Origin of the sequence: Photorhabdus caribbeanensis (assembly GCF_018448885.1) — a bacterium.
Classification (GTDB): Bacteria; Pseudomonadota; Gammaproteobacteria; order Enterobacterales; family Enterobacteriaceae; genus Photorhabdus; species Photorhabdus caribbeanensis.
Genome location: NZ_RCWB01000010.1, coordinates 58,898 through 79,847, shown reverse-complemented (window position 1 = coordinate 79,847; position 20,950 = coordinate 58,898). Strand labels below are relative to the sequence as shown.

At 37.4% G+C, this 20,950-nt stretch carries 27 protein-coding genes and 1 pseudogene; 10 read left to right on the top strand and 18 right to left on the bottom strand.

What is annotated here, in order from left to right:
• The first annotated feature begins 39 nt into the window (after positions 1–39).
• From EAE90_RS09115 to EAE90_RS09095, 5 genes are all read left to right on the top strand, one after another.
• On the top strand, positions 40–1,218 hold the full coding sequence (locus EAE90_RS09115; protein WP_214053230.1) for a YhfX family PLP-dependent enzyme: 1,179 nt from the start codon (positions 40–42) through the stop codon (positions 1,216–1,218).
• 58 nt (positions 1,219–1,276) lie between these two features.
• Positions 1,277–2,167, top strand: a complete 891-nt coding sequence (locus tag EAE90_RS09110; protein WP_214053229.1) for a phosphotriesterase-related protein — start codon at positions 1,277–1,279, stop codon at positions 2,165–2,167.
• A gap of 11 nt (positions 2,168–2,178) precedes the next feature.
• On the top strand, positions 2,179–2,538 hold the full coding sequence (locus EAE90_RS09105; protein WP_214053228.1) for a DUF2620 domain-containing protein: 360 nt from the start codon (positions 2,179–2,181) through the stop codon (positions 2,536–2,538).
• A gap of 10 nt (positions 2,539–2,548) precedes the next feature.
• On the top strand, positions 2,549–3,904 hold the full coding sequence (locus tag EAE90_RS09100) for a YhfT family protein (protein ID WP_214053227.1): 1,356 nt from the start codon (positions 2,549–2,551) through the stop codon (positions 3,902–3,904).
• Positions 3,905–3,987: 83 nt separating this feature from the next.
• Entirely contained in the window at positions 3,988–5,097 is a 1,110-nt protein-coding gene (locus tag EAE90_RS09095) for an aminotransferase class V-fold PLP-dependent enzyme (RefSeq protein ID WP_214053226.1), read from the top strand.
• Between the two features lie 227 nt (positions 5,098–5,324).
• Here EAE90_RS09095 and EAE90_RS09090 read toward each other — a convergent pair whose 3' ends face one another.
• The 18 genes from EAE90_RS09090 to EAE90_RS09005 all read right to left on the bottom strand — a co-directional run bounded on the left by EAE90_RS09090 (position 5,325) and on the right by EAE90_RS09005 (position 18,127).
• The gene (locus tag EAE90_RS09090; RefSeq protein ID WP_214053225.1) at positions 5,325–6,020 is read right to left on the bottom strand and encodes a helix-turn-helix transcriptional regulator; all 696 of its coding nucleotides are present in this window, start codon (positions 6,018–6,020) and stop codon (positions 5,325–5,327) included.
• Between the two features lie 145 nt (positions 6,021–6,165).
• A complete protein-coding gene (locus EAE90_RS09085) occupies positions 6,166–6,837 on the bottom strand; it encodes a helix-turn-helix transcriptional regulator (RefSeq protein WP_214053224.1) in 672 nt (223 codons plus the stop codon).
• A 30-nt stretch (positions 6,838–6,867) separates the two neighbouring features.
• Entirely contained in the window at positions 6,868–7,548 is a 681-nt protein-coding gene (locus EAE90_RS09080) for a PAS and helix-turn-helix domain-containing protein (RefSeq protein ID WP_214053223.1), read from the bottom strand.
• 306 nt (positions 7,549–7,854) lie between these two features.
• A complete protein-coding gene (locus EAE90_RS09075; protein ID WP_214053222.1) occupies positions 7,855–8,535 on the bottom strand; it encodes a helix-turn-helix transcriptional regulator in 681 nt (226 codons plus the stop codon).
• Positions 8,536–8,564: 29 nt separating this feature from the next.
• Entirely contained in the window at positions 8,565–9,245 is a 681-nt protein-coding gene (locus tag EAE90_RS09070) for a helix-turn-helix transcriptional regulator (RefSeq protein ID WP_214053221.1), read from the bottom strand.
• Between the two features lie 29 nt (positions 9,246–9,274).
• On the bottom strand, positions 9,275–9,955 hold the full coding sequence (locus EAE90_RS09065; RefSeq protein WP_214053220.1) for a helix-turn-helix transcriptional regulator: 681 nt from the start codon (positions 9,953–9,955) through the stop codon (positions 9,275–9,277).
• A 28-nt stretch (positions 9,956–9,983) separates the two neighbouring features.
• On the bottom strand, positions 9,984–10,667 hold the full coding sequence (locus EAE90_RS09060) for a helix-turn-helix transcriptional regulator (RefSeq protein WP_214053219.1): 684 nt from the start codon (positions 10,665–10,667) through the stop codon (positions 9,984–9,986).
• 58 nt (positions 10,668–10,725) lie between these two features.
• The gene (locus EAE90_RS09055) at positions 10,726–10,935 is read right to left on the bottom strand and encodes a hypothetical protein (RefSeq protein ID WP_339921121.1); all 210 of its coding nucleotides are present in this window, start codon (positions 10,933–10,935) and stop codon (positions 10,726–10,728) included.
• 28 nt (positions 10,936–10,963) lie between these two features.
• A complete protein-coding gene (locus EAE90_RS09050; protein ID WP_214053218.1) occupies positions 10,964–11,644 on the bottom strand; it encodes a helix-turn-helix transcriptional regulator in 681 nt (226 codons plus the stop codon).
• A gap of 28 nt (positions 11,645–11,672) precedes the next feature.
• Entirely contained in the window at positions 11,673–12,353 is a 681-nt protein-coding gene (locus tag EAE90_RS09045; protein ID WP_214053217.1) for a helix-turn-helix transcriptional regulator, read from the bottom strand.
• A 28-nt stretch (positions 12,354–12,381) separates the two neighbouring features.
• Positions 12,382–13,062, bottom strand: coding sequence for a helix-turn-helix transcriptional regulator (locus EAE90_RS09040; RefSeq protein WP_214053216.1), 681 nt, complete (start codon positions 13,060–13,062; stop codon positions 12,382–12,384).
• Positions 13,063–13,111: 49 nt separating this feature from the next.
• A complete protein-coding gene (locus tag EAE90_RS09035) occupies positions 13,112–13,771 on the bottom strand; it encodes a helix-turn-helix transcriptional regulator (protein ID WP_214053215.1) in 660 nt (219 codons plus the stop codon).
• Positions 13,772–13,801: 30 nt separating this feature from the next.
• Positions 13,802–14,479, bottom strand: a complete 678-nt coding sequence (locus EAE90_RS09030) for a helix-turn-helix transcriptional regulator (protein ID WP_214053214.1) — start codon at positions 14,477–14,479, stop codon at positions 13,802–13,804.
• Positions 14,480–14,774: 295 nt separating this feature from the next.
• Positions 14,775–15,452: a PAS and helix-turn-helix domain-containing protein gene (locus tag EAE90_RS09025; RefSeq protein ID WP_214053213.1), complete on the bottom strand. Its 678-nt coding sequence runs from the start codon at positions 15,450–15,452 to the stop codon at positions 14,775–14,777.
• A 16-nt stretch (positions 15,453–15,468) separates the two neighbouring features.
• Complete coding sequence (locus EAE90_RS09020; protein ID WP_214053212.1) at positions 15,469–15,702, bottom strand: hypothetical protein; 234 nt, start codon at positions 15,700–15,702, stop codon at positions 15,469–15,471.
• 29 nt (positions 15,703–15,731) lie between these two features.
• Positions 15,732–16,412 carry a helix-turn-helix transcriptional regulator gene (locus tag EAE90_RS09015; protein ID WP_214053211.1) on the bottom strand — a complete coding sequence of 227 codons (681 nt, stop codon included), beginning with the start codon at positions 16,410–16,412 and terminating at the stop codon, positions 15,732–15,734.
• Between the two features lie 290 nt (positions 16,413–16,702).
• On the bottom strand, positions 16,703–17,383 hold the full coding sequence (locus tag EAE90_RS09010) for a helix-turn-helix transcriptional regulator (protein WP_214053210.1): 681 nt from the start codon (positions 17,381–17,383) through the stop codon (positions 16,703–16,705).
• 51 nt (positions 17,384–17,434) lie between these two features.
• Entirely contained in the window at positions 17,435–18,127 is a 693-nt protein-coding gene (locus tag EAE90_RS09005) for a PAS domain-containing protein (protein ID WP_214053209.1), read from the bottom strand.
• Between the two features lie 909 nt (positions 18,128–19,036).
• Here EAE90_RS09005 and EAE90_RS09000 point away from each other — a divergent pair.
• The 5 genes and pseudogenes from EAE90_RS09000 to EAE90_RS24650 all read left to right on the top strand — a co-directional run.
• A pseudogene (locus tag EAE90_RS09000) lies at positions 19,037–19,499 on the top strand (PAAR domain-containing protein); the annotation flags it as partial.
• Between the two features lie 252 nt (positions 19,500–19,751).
• Positions 19,752–19,880 (top strand): hypothetical protein, encoded by a 129-nt coding sequence (locus tag EAE90_RS08995; protein ID WP_246550543.1) that lies wholly within the window; start codon positions 19,752–19,754, stop codon positions 19,878–19,880.
• Positions 19,881–19,884: 4 nt separating this feature from the next.
• Complete coding sequence (locus tag EAE90_RS24460; protein ID WP_339921112.1) at positions 19,885–20,019, top strand: DUF6392 family protein; 135 nt, start codon at positions 19,885–19,887, stop codon at positions 20,017–20,019.
• A gap of 49 nt (positions 20,020–20,068) precedes the next feature.
• The gene (locus EAE90_RS24655) at positions 20,069–20,170 is read left to right on the top strand and encodes a DUF6392 family protein (RefSeq protein WP_422615987.1); all 102 of its coding nucleotides are present in this window, start codon (positions 20,069–20,071) and stop codon (positions 20,168–20,170) included.
• A 77-nt stretch (positions 20,171–20,247) separates the two neighbouring features.
• Positions 20,248–20,349, top strand: coding sequence for a hypothetical protein (locus EAE90_RS24650; protein WP_422615984.1), 102 nt, complete (start codon positions 20,248–20,250; stop codon positions 20,347–20,349).
• Positions 20,350–20,950: the final 601 nt, after the last annotated feature.

The following is a 20,950-nucleotide window of genomic DNA, read 5'->3' as shown; positions in this document are numbered from 1 at the left end:
TAATGGCATTGATCGCCGAAGAAGTACAGGAGGTACATCATGTTTATGCATGCGCTGAACAAACAAAATCCGGCACTGATTGAGGCAGCCCAGATGTTATGGGCGCAAGGAGCCTTACTGCCGGATACTTACGTTATTGACGTTGATCAGGTTTTAGACAATGCCAGACGGTTGCTTGCGGTAGCGGAACATCATGATATTGCTCTCTACCTGATGACCAAACAGGTTGGGCGTAACTCCTGGTTGGCACGTAAACTGATAGAGCTGGGTTATCAGGGCGTCACCGCGGTGGATTTTAAAGAAGCCAGGATCTTGATGAACGGGAAAATTCCGGTGACTCATGTAGGCCATCTGGTACAGATCCCTCGCAATATGCTCTCCTCAGTGATGCAACAACATCCAGAAGTGATCACAGTATTTTCTTTAGAAAAAGCAGAGGAAATTTCCAGTCTGGCGCAGCGTGAGGGAAATGTGCAACGCATTATGCTGAAAGTCTATGATGATCATGATCATTTATATCCTGGTCAGGAGGCGGGTTTTCATTTATCGGAATTGAACGCCATCGTTCAGCGCATTATGGCGATGCCCGGTGTAAAACTGACAGGGTTGACACATTTTCCTTGCTTGTTGTGGCAAGATGACCAGCAGCAGACACTACCGGCGCCAAACTTATTTACTTTACTGAAAGCAAAAGACATTGTACGACAGGCAGGGATTGAGGTGACGCAGATAAATGCGCCGTCGGCGTCAAGCTGTAGCACACTGCCGTTACTGGCAAAGTATGGTGTTACCCATACCGAGCCGGGACATGCGCTAACAGGAACGATCCTTGCTAATTATCGAGGGGAACAGCCAGAACGCATTGCTATGCTTTATCTGACAGAAATATCCCACCGATTTAACGGTAACAGCTACTGTTACGGGGGCGGTTATTACCGTCGTGGACGGGCGCATAACGCGCTGATATTCTTGCCAAACGGTCAAACTACTTCTACTCATTTGTTACCGATGGATGATACCAGTATTGATTACCATTTCCCTCTGAGCGGTGAATTTCCGGTCGGTTGTGCTGTTATGCTGTGTTTTCGCACCCAGATATTTGCTACTCGCAGTGATGTGGCGTTGGTTAGCGGTATCCAGTCAGGGCATCCGGTATTGGAAGGGCTTTATGACAGCCAAGGGGGCCCTATTTCGATTAATGGAGAAAATGCCCCGTGAATAGATGCATTTCCATCCTCTTCACCTCCATCCTTTTTACCTTCGGACCATCTTACTTATGACTCAGCAAAACAGAATTGACGCATCGGGCTATACCTATGCGCATGAACACCTGCATCTCGATTTATCATCATTTAAAAACAACATTGACTGCCGACTGGATCAGTACGACCTGATTTGTGAAGAGATGAAAACGCTGGTCAGCTTGGGTGTACACAATATTGTGGAGATGACCAACCGTTACATGGGACGTAACCCACAGTTTATGCTGGATCTGATGCGGAACTCCGGCATTAATGTAATAGTTTCAACTGGCTATTACCAATCTGCCTTTTTTCCTGAGCATGTAGCACATACCACAGCTCGACAACTGGCGGATGAAATGATCGCTGAGATTGAGCAGGGTATCGACGGTACAACGCTGAAAGCCGGAGTGATTGGGGAAATTGGTTCCAGCAAAGGGGTAATTACGCCTGATGAAGAGAAAGTATTTCATGCTGCGGCTATCGCTCATCTGGAAACCGGGCGCCCTGTTTCGACGCATACGACATTAAGCACGATGGGCCTTGAGCAACTGGCGTTACTGAAAAAGCACGGTGTAGATGCTGAACGTGTAGTTATTGGTCACTGTGATCTTAAAGATAATCTGGACAACATCTTGCGTATCATTGAACAGGGTGCCTACATCCAGTTCGACACGATTGGCAAAAACGATTATTACCCGGATGAAAAGCGGATCGCTATGTTACAGACCCTGGCCCAACGTGGCTTACTTAACCGCGTCATGTTATCGATGGATATTACCCGTCGTTCTCATTTAAAAGCCAATGGTGGCAATGGCTTTGCCTATTTGATCACCACCTTTGTGCCGATGTTAAAAGAGGCTGGATTAACGCAAACCGATATTGATTTGATGTTACGTGATAACCCAACACTATTTTTCAAATAAAGGAAAAACATATGAGATTTGTTATTGGAGGACAAATTGAGAAAGAAAGAATTGCTGAAACCTTACGCCGTCTGGCCGGAGATAAAGTCTCATCCATTACCGTGATGGGCGATATAGATGCCGCTATAGCGCTTAAGAGCGGTAATGCGGATTACTATTTGGGGGCCTGTAATACAGGTGGGGGCGCTTTGGCAATGGTAATTGCTATTGTTGGTATTGATAAATGCGCGACCATCAGTATGCCAGGCAAGATCCTGCCTGATGAAGAAATTATTGCCCATGTTAACGCGGGGAAAACCGCATTTGGTTTTACTGGTCAGGATATGGACGCAGTTATTCCGGTGATTATCAAGGCTATTTTTTCTTTATGAGGGCAGGAAAATGGAATATGAATTTTTCAGCCGTTTAATGGAAATTGATCCATTTAAAGCCGGTTTGTTGGCGGTGATTGGTGGGATATCTGCCATGATGGCTAACCGTGGTATTGCGGTATTTCATGATGGTCTACGTCCTTTAATGCCGGAACATCTGGAAGGGCGTATGAATCGTAAGACCTTGGCGGCCACCAGTTTTGCCCTAAGCTTTGGTTTGGTTATCGGCTTTGGTATTCCGTTCTCGCTGACCGCTCCGATTATTTTGGTGCATAGCCTATTACTGGGAACTGATGTCATTGGAACCTGGTGTGCAAATAGTAAAAAAGGTTTCATACTTTCCGCTATCTTGGGGGCGCTGTATGCCGTTGCCCTGATGACCGGTTTACGATCTGTTGTCGACATCTTTGCCCATTTGCCGGTTAATTTCATGGGCAACCTGAGTAAAGTTGGCGATCCTATCGTGGCCTGCTTTGCACTGTTTCCTGCGATTGTTGTGGCCTATCAATATGGCTATGGCAAAGGAATATGGGTGCTGATTGCGACATTGGTAGGGTATATCGCGACGAAAGCGGTAGGAGCATTGAGTTTTGGCGGCGCTCTGAGCAAACCGGTGCAGTTGGACCCTAACGGGATAGCCCTGCTGATTTCGATGATAGTGATGTTCTATTTTGCTATGAAACAGCGTGCACCCAAAGCTGGCGAAGGATCTGCTTCGTCCAAGGGGGCGAATGAGATGCTAGTTGGATTATTTTCCACGCGGATCCAGCGTATTCAAAATAACATCTGGTTGCTGGTATTCAGTGGGGGATTGACTGCTGTAGCGGCTTCGATGTCGCTTAGTTTGCTGGCGGAGGGGCCTGTATCACTGCAACTGATGGCGCAGGGGGAAGGGGCTAACGCTATGCTGGTGGCGCTTGCCAGAGCGATCAGCTTTGTGCCGTTAGTCGGTATGACCGCCATTGCTACTGGGGTTTATAGCCCGGTCGGCATGAAATTTGTGTTTGTCGCGGGATTAGTTACCAATAATCTGTGGATTGCCTTCATTGTCGGCAGTGTGATTATGTTCATGGAAATCAAACTACTGGCGAGAATTGCTATCTGGTTGGATAAATATCCCGGGGTTAAAGCTTGTGGTGAACATATACGAACCGTTATTACCCGCATGTTGGAAGTTGCCCTATTGGTGGGAGGAATGATGGCTTCCAATGCTATTCTGCCGGGCATGGGATTCATGGTGGTGGCGGGCATTTATCTGCTCAACCGCACGGCTAAACGTCCTTTGGTTGAAATGGCGATTGGGCCTATTGCAACGATTGTGGTTGGTGTATTAGCCAACGTCATCTATCTGGTGGGCATCAGTTAATTGAGTAGATTTCCCCCTTTATTTTGTGATGATAAAAATAGAGGGGGAAGTGCGGGAGAATAAATAGTGCGGGAGAGCAGATATTGAACACCTATCCATTACCCAGTCTGAGCATGGAGCAGGCGCAGCACAAACAGTTTCGTTTAGTTGATATTATCTGCCGCCATTTTCCCGGTGCGGATTTTCTCACCACCGGAGATTTAGGGTTGGTGCCGGGATTGAATCGGCCACAAGTGACACAACGTGTTGAACAGGTTATCGCAGATTTCTTTTCCGCCGAAGCTGCTGTGTTAGTGCAAGGGGCGGGAACTGGCGCAATACGTTGTGGGCTGGCGGCATTACTTAACGCGGGCGATAGTCTGTTGGTTCATGATGCGCCGTTATATCCCTCGACAGCGGTTACTGCCGAGCAGATGGGGTTGCATTTGGTACGGGCTGATTTCAACCAACCCGAACAAATACGAGCTGCGATTTTGCAACATTCACCGGTGGCGGGATTGGTACAACACACGCGACAGAAAATTGATGATGCTTATGACTTGGCAGAGGTTATATCACTGCTGAATGCCGCCTCGCTACCGGTTCTGGTTGACGATAACTATGCAGCCATGAAAGTGGAACATATCGGTTGTGAATGGGGGGCTGCATTATCGGCCTTCTCCAGCTTTAAATTGTTTGGCCCGCAAGGTGTCGGTGTTGTAGTAGGCCAACAAGCGGCAATAGAGCACATCCGGCGTAGTATGTATTCCGGTGGCAGTCAGATACAGGGATTTCAGGCATTAGAAGTATTGCGTGGATTGGTATTTGCTCCAGTGATGCATGCTGTGCAGGCTCAGGTGAGTGAAACATTAGTGGTACGGCTTAATCAGGGAATTATTCCGCAGGTAAAACAGGCGTTTATCGCCAATGCACAATCGAAAGTATTGCTGGTAGAGTTTTATGATGAGATTGCTGAACAAGTACTTCATGTTGCTCATCAGCTTGGCGCACTGCCTTATCCGGTAGGCGCTGAATCAAAATTTGATATTCCGCCACTGTTTTACCGGTTGTCTGGTACATTCCGTCAGTCTGATCCCACGTTAGAAAAACGGATGATAAGGATAAATCCCAATCGAAGTGGTGTGGAGACAGTGATAAGGCTCCTGAGTCAAAGCTGTGCACAGGCCGTCGCCCTTGCGGTAATAAAAGGCTAAAAAATAGGCAGAAGATTATTCTGGATGCAGTAGCATCCGCCGTAATCGGCGGTATATATCGTCTGTCATCCAAAATATGTTCAATATTTTCTGAGTATGGAGAAATCGATATCAAGGCTTATCGATCCTGAATTAATGTAAAATTTGGCGATATCATTAATTGCATTCCTGATTATTAAAAAAATTAATAAATGATGTGAGTAATAGTTAATAGTAAAATAAATCACTTATAATATAAAATGACCTATGGATAGAAAATACCGTGGTGGCATATAGAGGTCATAGCCATTTTCTTTGCAAAGTGATCGTAATTCTGTTACTGAGTTAACAGATAATTTTTCATAAATACTTTCAAAATGTTTTTCCACAGTATGACATGAAACATTCATTTCAAGGGCTGTATCATTATTGCTCATGCCGCAGCAAAATAGAAAAATAACCATCCACTCTTTATCGTTTAGCAAATCATTAGGTGGTCTGGGGGCGGCAGATATTGGAGTATTATTTTTAATATAGTGGGATACTGTAAAGTGTTCTATTTCTCTGGCATGGCAAATAATACCGATACATTGATTATCTTCCCCCATCAATGGGTATTTCTCGCAAAAATAGGATTTAGGCGGCCGACCATTACCTTGAGGATAAGTGCCGACAGAACATACTCGTTGCATACATTTTAAGACCCTACGATCGTGTTCTCTAAAATGGTGAGCAAAACCATTAACGGGTGTTGGTAATTCTTCAACAGCGTGCCCTATAATATTAAAGTTTTCCGGTAACTTCATGACTTTAATGAATTTGGTATTCGCATAAATAAAACGGGATTCCTTATCTTTTACGAACCACGGTTCAGGGCTTCTGTCCCATACATGTGTAAATTGACGAGTAATAAAAGGGACTTTTTCTAATCCTGATTTATTCATAAATATCCTTTAAGATAATTATTGCTTTTTTAAACAATTGAATGGAAATGTTCCGTTGAAAAAAGCCTGTTTCCATAGGGCCATATATTTTATCAATAAATAATTAACAAAGGTAGTGTGTAGCAACTGGGAAATAATACGTAATCTAAGACAATAAAAACCTTTCTGGGATGTAATGATGAAAGTCATTGGCTCGACAATATTCTTCCAACTGTTGACTAGAGTGAATCCCGATTTTACGATATATCCTTGCCATATGTTCTTCAACCTCATGATAGGCGATATTCAACATTTCCCCAATCTGTTTTCTAGATTGCTTGTGTAAGAAGAGAAAGATAATATCCCACTCCCATTGAGTAAAAAGATCAGAGGGTGGTTGGAGTAGTATAGATGGTGGTAGTTTATCATAATATTGATATAGGTAGGTTAATGAATACTCCTTGGCTTGCCACATATGGTACATAATTCCCATACAATTACCATTGTTATGATAAAGAGGCAATTTTTCACAGAAATAGGATGATAGAGTTTGCTCTTGTCCAAACACATGGGTTTCAAGTGAACAGACTCTTTCACCTTTAGCCATGACATTTTTATCGTGGATAATAAACTCCTTGGCGAACTCAGCGCCATCCCAAGGCAGCTCATGATCATCAAGCCCTTCATAATCAAATGACTCTTTAAAATTGTGGATAAATTTCTTTGTGGCTGAATTACCGTAGATAAAGTTTGAAGAGCTATCCTTTATTCCCCACGGTTCATTGCTTATTGCCATTGTATTAATAACTTGAGGTGATATTGCATTGTTCTTCTTCATATTAATAAAATCTCCTTTATAATCTGGGGGTTAAAGAAACATTCTGCTTTTTGGATGAACAAAACATTTTGGCATATAGAGGTCATAATCATTGGTGCGACAATACTCCTCCAATTGGTGACTAGAGTGAACACCGATTCTTTCATATATTCGTGCAATATGGGTTTCAACAGTACGGTGGGAAATACTTAACATTCTACCGGTTTGTTTACTGGTATACTTTTGTAGCATGAAGAAAATAACATCCCATTCCCGTTGAGTAAAGAGATCGGTCGGTGGCTGGAACATAATAGATGCCGGCAGCTTTCCATCAAATAGCCGGGTGAATGAGAAATCTTGGGCTTTCCAGCCATGAATAAAGATACCGATACATTCTTTTTTATCATTATAGATTGGATATTTTTCCGAAAAATAAGATGATGGAAATTTATCTTTTCCATATGTATGTGTTTCAAGTGAGCATATTCTTTCCCCTTGTTTCATAACACTTTTATCGTGAATAACGAATTTTTTTGCAAATTCAGCACCATTCCAGGGGAGTTCACTATCATATTTCCCTTCATAATCAAATAAGTCTGGGATATTTTGCATTTGTCTAAGTGCCGAATTACAAAAAATCCAACATGAGTTTTTGTCTTTGATTGCCCAAGGTTCATTACTTTGCTGCATAGTATTAATAACTTGAGGTGAAGTAATTAGTTTATTATCCATGTTATTATTTCTCTTTTCTCTATCCTTAAAGTTCGGTTCTTGATGTTTGCTCTTTGTTCTTATAATCAATTCAACTCATGACCATCCCATAATCTAGGGTAACGCATGATTATAAATTTTTCCATAACCAAATGGTTGTTTAAATTTACGAATAAATTCCTTTGTGGCTGAATTATCATAGATAAAATATGAAGAACTATTCTGTATTCCCCACGGTTCACTGCTTATTTCTGCTATGTTAATAATCTGAGGTGATACTGCATAGTTCTTATTCATATTAGTGGCGACACCTTTTAATCTAAAGAATTAAGGAAACGTTCTACTTTCTGGATGTACAAATCTTTCCGGTACATAGAGATCATAATCATTGGTGCGGCAATACTCTTCCAATTGGTAACTAGAGTGGACACCAATCCGTTTGTATATACGTGAGATATGGCTTTCAACCGTACGATAGGAAATATTTAACATTCTACCGATTTGCTTACTGGTATACTTTTGCAACAGGGGGAAAATAACATCCCATTCCCGTTGGGTAAAGAGATCGACCGGTGGTTGGAACATAATATTAGCTGGCAATTTTCCACGAAATAATCGGGTGAATGAGAAATCCTGAACTTGCCAACCATGATATATCGTTCCTATACAGCTTCCGTCTTCATGATAAAAAGGGTATTTTTCAAAGAAGTAAGACGACAGAATTTGTTCTTTAAAAAATTTATGAGTTACAAGCGAACACGTTCGTTCTTCTCTTTCCATCACTATTTTATCATTGGCCATATACGCTTCAGAAAATTCGGCACCATCCCACGGAAGATCGTAGTCATAAAGGCCCTCATAGTCAAAGGAACGTGAAATATTTTGAACACGATTACATGCTCGATTAGCATAAATAAAGCATGAGTTTTTATCTTTTATTCCCCAAGGCTCGTTACTCAGCTCCATCGTATTAATAACCTGAGGTGATATTGCATAGTTCTTTTTCATATCAGTAAAATTCCTTTGTAATCTAAGAGTTAAAGAAACATTCTGCTTTCTCGATGCACAAATCTTTCTGGTACATAGAGATCATAATCATTGGTACGACAGTATTCTTCCAATTGACAACTGGAATGAACTCCAATTCTTTGGTATATGCGTGAGATATGATTTTCAACCGTACGATAAGAAATGCTTAATATTCTACCGATTTGCTTGCTATTATATTTTTGTAAAAAAAGGAAAATAACATCCCATTCCCGTTGCATAAAGAGATCTGTCGGTGGCTGGAACATAATAGATGCCGGCAGTTTTCCACGAAATAGTCGGGTAAATGAGAAATCTTGTGCTTGCCAGCCATGATATATAACCCCCATACAGCTACCATCTTTGTGATAAAAAGGATATTTTGCAAGAAAATAAGATGATAGAATTTGTTCTTTTCCGAATAAATGTGTTTCAAGTGAACATATTCTTTTTTCTTGTTCCATTACTTTGTGATCATGAGCAATGTATTCTTTGGCAAATTCGGCTCCGTCCCAGGGTAATTCATGTTCATGAACCCCTTCATAGTCAAAAGAACTTGAAATATTTTGAAGACGTTTACATGCCTGATTGACATAAATGAAGCATGAGTTTTTATCTTTTATTCCCCACGGTTCATTACTTATCTCCATCGTATTAATAACCTGAGGTGATATTGCATAGTTCTTTTTCATATCAGTAAAATTCCTTTGTAATCTAAGAGTTAAAGAAACATTCTGCTTTCTGGATGTACAAATCTTTCTGGTACATAGAGATCATAATCATTGGTACGACAGTATTCTTCCAATTGATAACTGGAATGAACTCCAATTCTTTGGTATATGCGTGAGATATGATTTTCAACCGTACGATAAGAAATGTTTAATATTCTACCAATTTGCTTGCTGTTATTTTTTTGTAAAAAAAGGAAAATAACATCCCATTCCCGTTGCGTAAAGAGATCAGTCGGTGGTTGGAACATAATAGATGCTGGCAGTTTTCCACGAAATAACCGGGTAAATGAGAAATCTTGTGCTTGCCAGCCATGATATATAATGCCCATACAGCTCCCGTTTTCATGATAAAGAGGATATTTTGCAAAAAAGTAGGATGATAGAATTTGTTCTTTTCCATGTACATGTGTCTCAAGTGAACATATTCTTTTTTCTTGCTCTACAACTTTTTTATCATGAGCCATGTATTCTTTGGCAAATTCAGCTCCATCCCAGGGCAATTCATATTCATAAAGCCCCTCATAATCAAAAGAACTTGAAATATTTTGAAGACGCTTACATGCCTGATTGACATAAATATAGCGTGTATTTTCATCCTTTATTCCCCACGGCTCATTACTTTGCTCCATCGTGTTAATAACCTGAGGTGAAATGACATAGTTCTTTTTCATATTAGTAGAACTCCTATTAATCTAATGGTTAAGGAAACATTCTGCTTCCAGGTTGCACAAATCTTTTTGGCACATAGAGATCATAATCGTTGGTGCGACAATATTCTTCTAACTGAGAACTAGAGTGAACAGCAATCCGTTTATATATACGTGAGATATGGGTTTCAACCGTACGATAGGAAATATTTAACATTCTACCGATTTGCTTACTGGTATACTTTTGTAACATGAGGAAAATAACATCCCATTCCCGTTGGGTAAAGAGATCGGTAGGTGGTTGGAACATAATATTTGCTGGCAGTTTTCCATGAAATAGCCTGGTAAATGAAAAATCTTGAGCTTGCCAACCATGATATATTGTTCCTATACAGCTTCCATCTTCATGATAAAAAGGGTATTTTTCAAAAAAATAAGATGACAGAATTTGTTCTTTTCCAAATGTACATGTTATAAGTGAACATACTCTTTCTTCTTTTTCTATTACTTTTTGATCATGAGCGATGTACTCTTTGGAGAATTCGGCTCCATCCCAAGGCAATTCATGATCATAAAATCCTTCATAATCAAATGATTCTTTAAAATTATGAATAAGTTTTTTTGTTGCTGAATTTCCATAAACAAAACATGAGTTTTTATCTCTTATTCCCCAAGGTTCATTACTTTGCTTCATTGTGTTAATGACTTGGGGTGTAATAATTAGTTTATTGTCCATGTTATCACTCCTCTTTTATCTAGCCTTAAAATTAGGTTTTTGATGTTTGATCTTATAATCAATTTAATTCATGATCATCCCATAATCTAGGGTAATGCATGATCATAAAACTCTTCATAATTAAATAATTGTTTAAAGTTACGAATAAATCTTTTGTAGCTGAATTATCATAGATAAAATTTGAAGAACTATCCTGTATTCCCCTCGGCTCATTACTTTGCTCCATCGTGTTAATAACCTGAGGTGAAATGACAAAGTTCTTTTTCATATTAGTAGAACTCCTATTAATCTAATGGTTAAAGAAACATTCTGCTTTCTGGATGTACAAATCTTTCTGGTACATAGAGATCATAATCATTGGTGCGACAATACTCTTCCAATTGATAACTGGAATGAACTCCAATTCTTTGGTATATGCGTGAGATATGATTTTCAACCGTACGATAAGAAATGTTTAATATTCTACCGATTTGCTTGCTGTTATATTTTTGTAAAAAAAGGAAAATAATATCCCATTCCCGTTGGGTAAAGAGATCGGTCGGTGGCTGGAACATAATATTGGCTGGCAATTTTCCACGAAATAGCCGGGTGAATGAGAAATCCTGCGCTTGCCAACCATGATATATCGTTCCTATACAGCTTCCGTCTTCATGATAAAAAGGATATTTTTCAAAAAAATAAGATGAAAGAATTTGTTCTTTTCCATGTACATGTGTTATAAGCGAACGCATCCTTTCTTCTTTCTCCATCACCATTCTGTCGTGAATCATGAATTCTTTAGCAAATTCGGCTCCATCCCAGGGAAGGTCATAATCATAAAGCCCCTCATAGTCAAAAGAGATTGAAATATTTTGAACATGTTTACATGCTTGATTGGCATAAATAAAGCATGAATTCTTGTCTTTTATCCCCCAGGGTTCATTACTTTGCTCCATTGTATTAATAATCTGAGGTGAGATGACATAGTTCTTTTTCATAGTAGTAGAACTCTTTTTAATTTAATGGTTAAGGAAACATTCTGCTTTCTCGATGCACAAATCTTTTTGGCACATAGAGATCATAATCATTTGTGCGACAGTATTCTTCCAATTGATAACTGGAATGAACTCCAATTCTTTGGTATATGCGTGAGATATGATTTTCAACCGTACGATAGGAAATATTTAACATTTTACCGATTTGCTTGATGTTATATTTTTGTAAAAAAAGGAAAATAACATCCCATTCCCGTTGGGTAAAGAGATCGGTCGGTGGCTGGAATATAATAGATGCTGGCAGTTTTCCACGAAATAGCCGGGTAAATGAGAAATCCTGCGCTTGCCAACCATGAAATATCGTTCCTATACAGCTTCCATCTTCATGGTAAAGTGGATATTTTTCACAAAAATAGGATGATAAAATTTGTTCTTTTCCAAATAGATGTGTTTCAAGTGAACATATTCTTTCTTCTTTTTCTATCACTATTTTATCTTGAATCACATGTTCTTTAGCAAATTCGGCCCCATCCCAAGGAAGGTCATAATCATAAAGTCCTTCATAGTCAAGAGAGCTTGAAATATTTTGTGCATGCTTACATGCTTGATTGACATAAATAAAGCATGAGTTTTTATCCTTGATTCCCCAGGGCTCATTACTTTGCTTCATTGTGTTAATAACCTGAGGTGAGATGACACAATTCTTTTTCATATTAGTAGAACTCCTATTAATCTAATAGTTAAGGAAACATTCTGGTTTCTGGATGCACAAATCTTTTTGGCACATAGAGATCATAATCATTCGTACGACAATATTCTTCCAATTGATGGCTAGAGTGAACACCAATGCGTTTATATATACGCGAGATATGATTTTCAACAGTACGGTAAGAAAGATTTAATATTCTACCGATTTGCTTACTGTTATACTTTTGCAACATGAGGAAAATAATATCCCATTCCCGTTGGGTAAAGAGATCGGTCGGTGGCTGGAACATAATATTTGCTGGCAATTTTCCACGAAATAGCCGAGTGAATGAGAAATCCTGAACTTGCCAACCATGAAATATCGTTCCAATACAGCTTCCATCTTCATGATAGAGAGGGTATTTTTCAAAGAAGTAAGACGACAGAATTTGTTCTTTAAAAAATTTATGTGTTACAAGCGAACATATTCGCTCTTCTCTTTCCATTACTATTTTATCATTGGCTATGTATTTTTCAGCAAATTCGGCACCATCCCAGGGAAGATCATAGTCATAAAGGCCCTCATAATCAAAGGAACGTGAAATATTTTGAACGTGATAATTAGCTTGATTAGCATAAATAAAGCATGAATTTTTATCTTTTATTCCCCAGGGTTCATTACTCTTCTCCATTGTGTTAATAACCTGAGGTGAGATGACATAATTCTTTTTCATATTAGTAGAACTCCTTTTAATCTAAGGGTTAAAGGAACATTCTGCTTTCTCAATGTACAAACCTTTCTGGCACATAGAGATTATAGCCATTCGTGCGACAATATTCTTCCAATTGACGACTAGAGTGAACACCAGTGCGTTTATATATTTGTGAGATATGGGTTTCAACAGTACGATAGGAAATGTTTAATATTCTACCGATTTGCTTACTGGTATATCTTTGTAACAGGAAGAAAATAACATCCCATTCCCGTTGGGTAAAGAGATCGGTCGGTGGCTGGAACATAATAGGTGTTGGCAGTTTTCCGCGAAATAACCGGGTGAATGAGAAATTCTGAGCTTGACAACCATGATATATCGTTCCCATACAGCTTCCATCTTCATGATAAAAAGGGTATTTTTCAAAAAAATAAGATGAAAGAATTTGTTCTTTTCCAAAAGTATGTGTTAGAAACAAACATACTCTTTCTTCTTTTTCCATTACCTTTCGATCATGATCTATGTATTCTTTGGCAAATTCGGCCCCATCCCAGGGTAATTCATGATCATAAAGCCCTTCAAAGTCAAAAGAACATGAAATATTGAGAAGACGTTTACATGCTTGATTGACATAAATGTGGCATGAATTTTTATCCTTTATTGCCCAAGGAGCATTACTTTGATCCATTGTATTAATAATCTGCGGTGATATTGCATAGTTCTTTTTCATATTAGTAAAAGCTCCTTTATAATCTAAGCGTTAAAGAAACATTCTGCTTTCTGGATGTACAAACCTTTCTGGCACATAGAGATCATAATCATTCGTGCGACAATAATCTTCCAATTGACGACTAGAGTGAATACCAATGCGTTTATATATGCGTGAGATATGGGTTTCAATCGTACGGTAGGAAAGATTTAACATTCTACCGATTTGCTTACTGGTATACTTTTGTAACATGAGGAAAATAACATCCCATTCCCGTTGAGTAAAGAGATCAGTTGGTGGTTGAAATAATATAGATGCTGGAAGTTTTCCATGAAATAGCCGAGTGAATGAGAAGTCTTGGGCTTGCCATGCATGGAGAAAGATACCGATACATTCATTTTCATCATTATAGATTGGATATTTTTCCGAAAAATAAGATGATAGAAATTTATCTTTCCCATAGGTATGTGTTTCAAGTGAGCATATTCTTTTCTCTTGTTTCATAACATTTTTATCGTGAATAACGAATTCCTTTGCAAATTCAGCCCCGTTCCAGGGAAGTTCATTATCATATTTCCCTTCATAATCAAATAAATCTGGGAGATTTTGGATTTTTCTAAATGCTAAATTACCAAAAATCCAACATGAGTTTTTGTCTTTGATTGCCCAAGGTTCATTACTTTGCTGCATGGTGTTAATAACTTGTGATGAAATCATTTTGCTATTCATAGTATTATTCCTCTTCTTTACCTTAAAATTCGATTATTGATGTCTGATATTATAATCACTTTAACTCACGACTATCCCATGATATAGGATAATGCGTGATTATAAAATCCTTTATAATAAAAGGGTTGTTTAAAATCACGAGTGAATCTCTTTGTAGCTGAATTATCGTAGATAAAGTTCGAAGAACTATCCGGTATTCCCCACAGTTCGTTGTTCACTCCCATTGTGTTAATAATCTGAGGTAATATTGCATAGTTCTTTTTCATATTAGTGATCACTCCTTCTAATCTAATAATTAAGAAAATATTCTGATTTTTGGATGCACAAACCTTTCTGGTACATAGAGATCATAATCATTTGTGCGGCAATATTCTTCTAATTGATAACAAGAGTGAACTCCCACTCTTTTATATATTCGTGAGATATGGGTTTCAACAGTCCGATAGGAGATATTTAATATTCTACCGATTTGCTTGCTAGTATACTTTTGTAACAGGAGGAAAATAACGTCCCATTCCCGTTGAGTAAAGAGATCGATTGGTGGTTGGAACATAATATTTGCTGGTAATTTTCCACGAAATAGCCGGGTAAGTGAGAAATCCTGAGCTTGCCAACCATGATATATAATTCCCATACAGTTATCATCATGGTAAATAGGTAGCTTTTCAAAAAAGTAAGATGATAGAATTTGGTTTTTCCCATATGTATTAGTTTCAAGGGAACATACTCTTTTTTCTTTTTCCATAACCTTTTGATCATGAGCAATGTATTCTTTGGCAAATTCGGCCCCAACCCAAGGTAATTCATGATCATAAAGCCCTTCAAAGTCAAAAGAACATGAAATATTGAGCATGCGTTTACATGCCTGATTGGCATAAATAAAGCATGAATTCTCATCTTTTACTCCCCAGGGATCGTTACTTTGTTCCATTGTATTAATGATTTGAGGTGAAATCATTGTTGTTCTGCTCATCGTATCATTCCTGTGATTATGATAATTTTAGTGTAGATAACAGACTCTTTGGCAAATTCAATGCCATCTCAAGGCAGTTAATATCCATAAAGTCATTTATAATTAAATGATTATTTAAAGTTGTGAATAAATTTTTTTGTTGCTGATTACTGTAGATAAAGCTTGAAGAACTATCCTGTATTCCCCACGGTTCATTGCTTATTTCTATTGTATTCATAATCTGAGGTGATACTGCATAGTTCTTTTTCATATCAGTAAAAATCCTTTGTAATTTAAGAATTAAAGAAACATTCTGCTTTCTGGATGCACAAACCTTTCTGGTACATAGAGATCATAATCATTCGTGCGACAATAATCTTCCAATTGACGACTAGAGTGAATACCAATCCGTTTATATATACGTGAAATATGGGTTTCAACCGTACGGTAGGAAATATTTAACATTCTACTGATTTGCTTACTGGTATACTTTTGTAACAGCAGGAAAATAACATTCCATTCCCGTTGTGTAAAGAGATCGGTTGGTGGTTGAAATAATATAGACGCCGGAAGTTTTCCATGAAATAGGCGAGTGAATGAGAAATCTTGGGCTTGCCAACCATGAAATATCGTTCCTATACAACTTCCGTCTTCATGGTAAAGAGGGTATTTTTCACAAAAATAGGATGACAGTATTTGCTCTTTCCCAAATAGATGTGTTTCGAGTGAACATATTCTTTCTTTTTCTTCCATCACTATTCTATCTTGAATCACGTGTTCTTTAGCAAATTCAGCACCATTCCAAGGAATTTCATCATCGAAAAGCCCTTCATAGTTAAAAGAACTTGAAACATTATGAAGAGATTTTAATGCCAAATTAACATAAATAAGGCATGAGTTCTCATCTTTTATTCCCCAGGGATCGTTACTTTGTTCCATTGTATTAATGATTTGAGGCGAAATAATTAATTCATTTTCCATGTTATCACTCCTATTTTTCTAGCCTTAAAATTCGATTTTCGATGTTTTATCTTATAATCAATTTAACTCACGACTATCCCAGACCTGAAGGTAGTTCATGATCATAAAATTCTTCATAATCAAATGATTGTTTAAAGTTACGAATGAATTTCTTTGTAGCTGAATTATCGTAGATAAAATATGAAGAACTATCCTGTATTCCCCTCGGTTCATTTCTATTGTATTAATAATCTGAGGTGATATTGCATAGTTCTTTTTCATATCAGTAAAAATCCTTTGTAATTTAAGAATCAAAGAAACATTCTGCTTTCTGGATGCACAAACCTTTCTGGCACATAGAGATCATAATCATTGGTGCGACAATAATCTTCCAATTGACGACTAGAGTGAACACCAATGCGTTTATATATGCGTGAAATATGAGTTTCAATCGTACGATAGGAAAGATTTAACATTCTACCGATTTGCTTACTGGTATACTTTTGTAACATCAGGAAAATAACATCCCATTCCCGTTGCGTAAAGAGATCGGTCGGTGGCTGGAACATAATATTGGCTGGCAATTTTCCATGAAATAGCCGGGTGAATGAGAAATCCTGAGCTTGCCAACCATGATATATAATTCCTATACAGTTTCCGTCTTCATGATAAAGAGGGTATTTTTCAAAAAAATAAGACGAAAGAATTTGTTCTTTTCCAAAAGTATGTGTTAAAAGCAAACACACTCTTTCTTCTTTCTCCATCACCTTTTGATCATGAGCAATGTACTCTTTGGCAAATTCGGCTCCATCCCAAGGTAATTCATGCTCATATAGTCCTTCAAATTCAAATGAACTTGAGAAATTCTTAAGAGATTTTAATGCTAAGTTACCATAAATAAAGCATGAGTTTTTATCCTTGATTCCCCAGGGATCATTACTTTGCTTCAATGTATTAATAACTTGAGATGAAATAATTAATTTATTGTCCATATTATTACCCCTCTTTTCTCTAACCTTAAAATTAGATTGTTAATCTTATAATCAATTTAACTCTAAACTACCAATAGTGACGAATCTTGCTGGAATATAAACATCAAGTTTATTTTCTTTACAGAAATCTTTTAATTCTGCATGTAATGGCAAATTAAATTTTTGGTAAATTGATTGAATATGATTAACCACATCTTCGGTACTTATCATTAACTCTTCACCGATTTCATCTTCATCTAATGAGCGCAGAGTTAGAAAGAGAACTTCCCATTCAGTTTGCGTCAATTTGTCATTAGGGGCGATAAATTCCAACGTTGCCGGAGGTGTTTTTTCATGGTAGTAAGCAGTAGAAAAGTTTTGGGTTTTGCACATATGAAAAATGATCCCAATACAATTGCCATCTTCATCACAAAGTGGGTATTTATTGCAAAGATAGATTTGTTTAATCTTATGTTCTTCAAATGGATGCGTTTCTAGTGAAGTAACACGTTGCATTGTTTGAATAACTTTTTGATCCTGACGGTGGCATTCTTTTTCATATTCTGCAATAGGTGAGGGTAATTCACCTGTTGAAAGCCCGGTAATATCGAAATCTTCCGGCAAGTTGAGTAGTTGATAAAAGGCGGAATTGGCATAAATGAATTTTGATTGGAGATCTTTAGCTCCCCAAGGTTCATCACTGTTTTCCCACATATGAATTAATTGTGGAGTGATATTATTAGGTCTGTTTTTTATATGTTGCATTGGTGGCTCCTGAACGATTATTTCAGTTGTTATCTGACACGTTTGCTAACTAATTATACTTAAAATGCCTTGGTAATATAATAGAATATAATAACCTTCTCGTCAAAATACATATATTTATTAATTTAACCTTTTATTGTTATATAATGGTATTTTTAACATTAATTAATATAACGCAAAATACTATTTTGTATAAAAACATTTTAGTTTGATTACTAAACAGTAAAATTAATGAATAAGGTTTTTAAGTCATAAGTAATTAAGTGATATAGGTCAAAAACTTTCTGTCATTAACCGAAGCATGAGGGAGCGGTTGTTATAACGATGATCGGTAATAGAATGAAAAAGAAGGTGTTATCTTTCTGGCAGAATAACGTCGAAAAAATGGCATTTAATCGGAATAATATTCGATCAATTAAAGAATGCTTTTTAAACGTCATATACTGGTCATCGTAATTCGGTAAAATATATTGTGGAATTGTCAGAATAATCAACTATATGGAGTTTTCAGCCTAAAAACTGCGTCTAAATTTGTCAGCTACTAACAATAGCGATTCTTAAATAAAATTAAGGTTGGGTAAATTCTATGAAATTAAATTTTTGAAGAATAATTAAATAAAAAACTTACTTAAAATGGTATAGCTCAAGATATAAAGTTGTATTTAAAGTTCTACTTAGGTGTTTGTCACAATCACATTCTTATCCCATTTCCTATGGTTCTTGTCAGTGCCGGTGAGGTAATGTCGGAGACAAAATGTTGACCTGATTTTCATCAGTTTCATAATGTTATTGTATTTTTTAATTCAAATTTATTGCGTTATTGTTCATCTATTAATTCTTAAGTGGTAATAATATAGTGAGAATTTAGATCAAAACAACGTTTTGTACGATTGGCTAATGGGGGCGTGAATAGATGACAATAGGTATTATCTGCTCGTCGGTGACAAAACCACTTGTGGCGGACAGATTATTACGGGTGATCACACCGTGACATTTAATGGGCGAACAACAGCTTGTGAAGGAGATACAGTTAACTGTGGTAAAAATCCCGGCACTGATATTATTACTGGTGGCACATCAGATATGTTTGATATGGGACAATGATTGGCAGGAACACTGGATGGTGTTAGTACCTGCTTTTGTCGGGTTCGGTTTATCAATTCGGTTATGGCAGCTACGAGAAGCAGAAACAGCCCCGCCATCAAGCGGTAGCGCTTGCTTATATGGCGATATAAAATTTCTCATCACGATGAAGAAAGCGTCAACGATTCGGCCCATTCTTCCACCGGTGACACAGGTATTGCCTCCACCAATCTTGGTATTTGCCAAATTCCGTCAGCGGAGCAAAGGTTGTACCGATGTCGGAAGAGAAGGATTTCCGTGATTATATTTGCTCCTCCTTATCCCTAACATGCCGCTGATGTATGTGTATTTGAGTGAACCTAGAAATGGGTTGCCTCAAGGTGGATACGATGATCATCCAGCCCAAAAATAGAGAAAATTACTGGAGGTTTCGGGTTACGGTCAGTTAAGGAAAAACACCAAAACAAAGTGGAGGTAGTAAATGAGATAAATCGATAGCAAAGGTAGCTGAATTTATGAATGGGATTCTCAACATGGTGAATTGGAAGTTTACCTGGCAAGTGATGGTGAGCATCTTTGCTCTATAGATTATAAGTCTAGGCAAGAATTAAAACCTGCTCTCAAAGGAAGAAATGTTTTTCGTTCCAGACACACCAGATCCTGGGTATAAATAAATGTTTATTAATATTGAAGCATTAGTTAATTGCTTGGGTAAGCATTATCAGGAAATTTTCTATGAAGAGCTAATCTCTTATAAAACGAATCTAAGTGGTTTTGGTGGTGATAGCATGGTGTGTTTGTATGGTTAAAGAAGGTGTCTTTCTATCTTTTTATCGGGAAGTAGTGCGCTTAAAATAAATTACATTAACTCTGTTTGATGAGAAGAATTCTTTATATCGGTTTGCTAATGAGCTACCTTCACTATTAATTCTATTGATGTGCCGACAGTGGGTTCATTAATAATTTGGTAAAGCAAAAAAGTTCCTTCCACCGAGAAAAAGGCTTAAAAAGGCATTGGCTGGGTTGAGTGATATGAGTTGTTGGATTTTCGTATTCCGACTAGTATGAAGTTTGATTATGACTTATTGGAGCGAGTTATGTTAGTGACATTCTTACCTACCCCAGAAGTGCGTTGGTAGTTAATGTGCTTTTTAGAAAGTTATCACTTTCACGAATGACAATGTTTACTTTTGCTTGAATATATCTGTTTCAGGTGAAAATTATTTTGTATCCGGGAATTAAAGAAACATTTTATTTATCGGTTGCGAAAATTTTCTGTAAATAGAGATTGTGATTATTTATTTGAAAATATTCTACTAATTTTCCTATTATGGAATTTTTGTATAAGTAGGAACGTAATGTCCCATTCCTGTTGAGTAAATAAAACATGCATTTCTGTCCTTTATTCTCCGCATCTCATTAATTTTCTCTAATATATTAATTATTTGAGTTATTTTCTCATTTTGGTTATCTAAAAAATTCATTATATTATTATAGTTAAAATAGTTTGATTACATAATAGAGAATAATAATTTTTTCGTCAAAAAATATATTCTTATTAATTAGATGTGTAATTTTTTTATAAAGAGATTTTAAAAATAAATATGATAGGGAAGGTTATTTTATATAAAAATATTTATATTGCTAAGTGATTACACTTAGCGGTGATATTCCTTCTTTTTTACAAACTATCATTGTGAACATCTATCCTGTGTATTTGTTAACTGAATGTAATGAGAA

What these genes read in the sequence shown, in the direction of transcription:
- EAE90_RS09115 (WP_214053230.1), top strand. Translation starts at nt 40, where the DNA reads ATGTTTATGCATGCGCTGAACAAACAAAATCCGGCACTGATTGAGGCA.
- EAE90_RS09110 (WP_214053229.1), top strand. Translation starts at nt 1,277, where the DNA reads ATGACTCAGCAAAACAGAATTGACGCATCGGGCTATACCTATGCGCAT.
- EAE90_RS09105 (WP_214053228.1), top strand. Translation starts at nt 2,179, where the DNA reads ATGAGATTTGTTATTGGAGGACAAATTGAGAAAGAAAGAATTGCTGAA.
- EAE90_RS09100 (WP_214053227.1), top strand. Translation starts at nt 2,549, where the DNA reads ATGGAATATGAATTTTTCAGCCGTTTAATGGAAATTGATCCATTTAAA.
- EAE90_RS09090 (WP_214053225.1), bottom strand. Translation starts at nt 6,020, where the DNA reads ATGAATAAATCAGGATTAGAAAAAGTCCCTTTTATTACTCGTCAATTT.
- EAE90_RS09085 (WP_214053224.1), bottom strand. Translation starts at nt 6,837, where the DNA reads ATGAAGAAGAACAATGCAATATCACCTCAAGTTATTAATACAATGGCA.
- EAE90_RS09080 (WP_214053223.1), bottom strand. Translation starts at nt 7,548, where the DNA reads ATGGATAATAAACTAATTACTTCACCTCAAGTTATTAATACTATGCAG.
- EAE90_RS09075 (WP_214053222.1), bottom strand. Translation starts at nt 8,535, where the DNA reads ATGAAAAAGAACTATGCAATATCACCTCAGGTTATTAATACGATGGAG.
- EAE90_RS09070 (WP_214053221.1), bottom strand. Translation starts at nt 9,245, where the DNA reads ATGAAAAAGAACTATGCAATATCACCTCAGGTTATTAATACGATGGAG.
- EAE90_RS09065 (WP_214053220.1), bottom strand. Translation starts at nt 9,955, where the DNA reads ATGAAAAAGAACTATGTCATTTCACCTCAGGTTATTAACACGATGGAG.
- EAE90_RS09060 (WP_214053219.1), bottom strand. Translation starts at nt 10,667, where the DNA reads ATGGACAATAAACTAATTATTACACCCCAAGTCATTAACACAATGAAG.
- EAE90_RS09055 (WP_339921121.1), bottom strand. Translation starts at nt 10,935, where the DNA reads ATGAAAAAGAACTTTGTCATTTCACCTCAGGTTATTAACACGATGGAG.
- EAE90_RS09050 (WP_214053218.1), bottom strand. Translation starts at nt 11,644, where the DNA reads ATGAAAAAGAACTATGTCATCTCACCTCAGATTATTAATACAATGGAG.
- EAE90_RS09045 (WP_214053217.1), bottom strand. Translation starts at nt 12,353, where the DNA reads ATGAAAAAGAATTGTGTCATCTCACCTCAGGTTATTAACACAATGAAG.
- EAE90_RS09040 (WP_214053216.1), bottom strand. Translation starts at nt 13,062, where the DNA reads ATGAAAAAGAATTATGTCATCTCACCTCAGGTTATTAACACAATGGAG.
- EAE90_RS09035 (WP_214053215.1), bottom strand. Translation starts at nt 13,771, where the DNA reads ATGAAAAAGAACTATGCAATATCACCGCAGATTATTAATACAATGGAT.
- EAE90_RS09030 (WP_214053214.1), bottom strand. Translation starts at nt 14,479, where the DNA reads ATGAATAGCAAAATGATTTCATCACAAGTTATTAACACCATGCAGCAA.
- EAE90_RS09025 (WP_214053213.1), bottom strand. Translation starts at nt 15,452, where the DNA reads ATGAGCAGAACAACAATGATTTCACCTCAAATCATTAATACAATGGAA.
- EAE90_RS09020 (WP_214053212.1), bottom strand. Translation starts at nt 15,702, where the DNA reads ATGAAAAAGAACTATGCAGTATCACCTCAGATTATGAATACAATAGAA.
- EAE90_RS09015 (WP_214053211.1), bottom strand. Translation starts at nt 16,412, where the DNA reads ATGGAAAATGAATTAATTATTTCGCCTCAAATCATTAATACAATGGAA.
- EAE90_RS09010 (WP_214053210.1), bottom strand. Translation starts at nt 17,383, where the DNA reads ATGGACAATAAATTAATTATTTCATCTCAAGTTATTAATACATTGAAG.
- EAE90_RS09005 (WP_214053209.1), bottom strand. Translation starts at nt 18,127, where the DNA reads ATGCAACATATAAAAAACAGACCTAATAATATCACTCCACAATTAATT.
- EAE90_RS24460 (WP_339921112.1), top strand. Translation starts at nt 19,885, where the DNA reads ATGTTTATTAATATTGAAGCATTAGTTAATTGCTTGGGTAAGCATTAT.